Origin of the sequence: Leptospira weilii (assembly GCF_006874765.1) — a bacterium.
GTDB lineage: Bacteria > Spirochaetota > Leptospiria > Leptospirales > Leptospiraceae > Leptospira > Leptospira weilii.
The window spans coordinates 2,922,501-2,925,000 of the sequence record NZ_CP040840.1; the positions used below are offsets into that span (position 1 = coordinate 2,922,501).

Annotated in this window: 2 protein-coding genes (both only partly in view); one reads left to right on the top strand and one right to left on the bottom strand. The window is 41.1% G+C overall.

From position 1 onward, the window contains the following. A protein-coding gene (locus FHG67_RS14175; protein WP_004494795.1) for an LIC_12238 family plasminogen-binding lipoprotein crosses the window boundary here: on the top strand, positions 1–264 show its 3' portion. It extends 255 nt beyond the left edge of the window; 264 of the gene's 519 nt are visible here — the last part of the coding sequence; its start codon lies off the left edge, out of view; its stop codon occupies positions 262–264. 640 nt (positions 265–904) lie between these two features. On the opposite strand, the gene FHG67_RS14180 is transcribed toward FHG67_RS14175, so the two are convergent. After that, positions 905–2,500, bottom strand: partial view of a hypothetical protein gene (locus FHG67_RS14180; protein WP_004500969.1) — the 3' portion only. Its footprint extends 354 nt past the window's final position; the window shows 1,596 of its 1,950 coding nt (coding positions 355–1,950); its start codon lies beyond the right edge, outside the window — the gene reads right to left on this strand; it ends in the stop codon at positions 905–907.

The window sequence follows — 2,500 nt, forward strand, 5'->3', positions numbered from 1 at the left end:
GAAACCGCAGTGACTTATGTGAGTTTAAGTCGCTTCCAACTCGGATACAATGAGATGGACGTTCTCCGAAAAAGACCGAACCCAATTTCCAAAACGATCGAAGGTTCTTTTCAAGGACTTACTCCCGGAAAGTATCTTCTTAAAATCGCCTACGAAGGAGACGTGATTGACGAGGTTGAATTTTTGGTTCGTTCTACGCAAACACCTTATATAGAAGATATTCCCTCTCCATCGGACAATGACATCGAAAAAGCGATGAAGTAAAAAACAAATTCGCGAATATCGCGATCCGTATTTCGATTTGTTCCGAAAATCTTATCTTAAAAAGACGTGAGTTCGGCCTAAGCAAGTTTGGGCGAATAAGAAACTAAAGTGTTGCTCTCTAACATAACCTTACCCATAAGTACTTGGATCCGAAGATAAATCTGTCGGAATTACGACAAATCCTCTGTGCAACTTAGTTCCCACAACGCGCCCCTTAGGAAGCGTTGTGCCTGAGTTTCCCCTTATTTTTGGGTGGGATGACGAGCTCTGCTGAAGAGCGAGGCGCTGAGTTTGGAGGCGGAAAGGTTCGGAAAATTTTTCTCTATCAGAAAATGATACTTTTTGCAAGTAAAAAGCCTTATTCTTGTCGGAACACTTGAAAAATATCAGTTTTTGATCCTTATTATCCCAAAAGCCTTCTTAACTTGTGGGGTTGGTTACGGCTCTCTACTGATCGCAACATAATAATCGCTTTCTCATTTTCTTACGTTAAAAAAGATCCGAATTGAATTTAAATCCCGTCGAGCGCCAATAGAAGCGAGACGCTTTAGTTTCTTTTGGGACAAGTTCTGATACAAACCCTACGAGAAGAGAGCAATACTTTCGATTCCAGTCGAGTTGTTTTGCGGACAGACGTATTTCAAAACGGTTCTCTTTTGATCCCGTCTTCTAAAATTTTATTGATTCGATCTATGTTCATCAAGGAAAAATTAATTTCGATCGGATTTCCGATCTTCACGATGTCTTCATAAATTTTTCTCGCGGAAAGAAAGTCTTTTTCTTCTTCGAGGAGAATCGATAACTTTTTCATTGCCAAAGTCACAGGCGTAGAATTCAATTTGGTTCTAACGACTCCGAGACGACTCGTAGATTCCTGAAAATCCAAGTCCTTCAGACGATACTGAGCCATGATCGAATCGTCCGTTTTTTCCAAAAGATTTCTTTTGATCGCAAGCGTTTCTTTTTTTAAAGTCGCGTTTCTGTTTTCTTCTACTTTATAAATTTCCTTTAAACGTTCGTATGAACGGATCGCCGCTTTTAAAGCGCCCTTTTCTTCCTGGCGTTTTCTACGATACGAGTGCAGTTTCGAAATTCCGAACTCCGCCAGAAATTCCTGACGATGAAGTTCACAGATGTCCGCAAAAGGAAGACTCTCGGTTTCCGGACTTAGATGATTTTTGAGCCAGACTCCGTAATAAAGAGCGGCCCGTTCCAAATCACCGGTTCTATTTTCAAAAAAGGAACCAAGTTCGTATGCAAATGAATTTTTCTTTTTGGGATTGATTTCCGCTTTGTAATACAGTTCGTAAAAGGAAGAAGCCAAAACGTTCTGCTTCAATTCGGTATAAAGAGAAGCGATCGCGAAATAAATCTCCGCAAGCTTGTTTTCTTCGGTTCGTTCCGCAAGAGAAAGTTCCAGATATCTTTTATAAAAATCGACCGCTTTCGCCTTTTTACCAGAAGCCTTGAGTTCTTTCGCAAGATCTAAAACAGGTTCCTTCATGGTAGGATCGAGTTTGGTCGCGAGTTCCCAAAGAGCGGCGGTTGCATAAAAGTCCGTGTTCCGCTTGTAATCGAATAAAACGAAAATCCCGGTTCCCGCAGCTCCGAATTGATTCACTACTTTCAGTCTCTCTTTATTTTCGCTTTCGGCTTGTTTTACAAGCCCCGCTAAATAATAAACGGCATCCGCATCCTCTCTGGACTTCTTCTTTCGAAAGTTTTCGTAGAAAACGGACTTGGAATCGTTATATTCCTTTTCCTTATTTTTGAGATCGTTTTCGGACTGAGCGATTTTTTCCTTAAAGGCCGGAAGTTCACTTGCGGCTAACGTTCTTTCGAAAGTTCTTCCGCTTGAATCTCGTTCCGTGATTTTTGTTTCCTTCCCTCGCATCAAATTGGCTTCGAAAAGATGAAAGAAATCCTTAGAATCTTTAAGATCCTTTTTGGACTTCTCCAAATTTTCTAGGGACCTGCTATGGTAAAGAGCCGCTTGTCTTTCGACAGGATCGAAAATTTCGGCCAGCCTTCTTTCATCTAAGAATTCCTTTTCGGTATGACTGAAGTCTCTATAACGAATCGCAGCAAGCGCGGATTCGATCGCCTTTGCGTTTTGCTTTTTCTTTTCATATTCTTTCGAAAGAAGCATGTGAAGTTCAAATAAAATCGGAGAATCCCTCATCATTCCGGAAGGAGCGAGTTTGGCAAACATGCCGAGAATTAAAAGACGGATCGT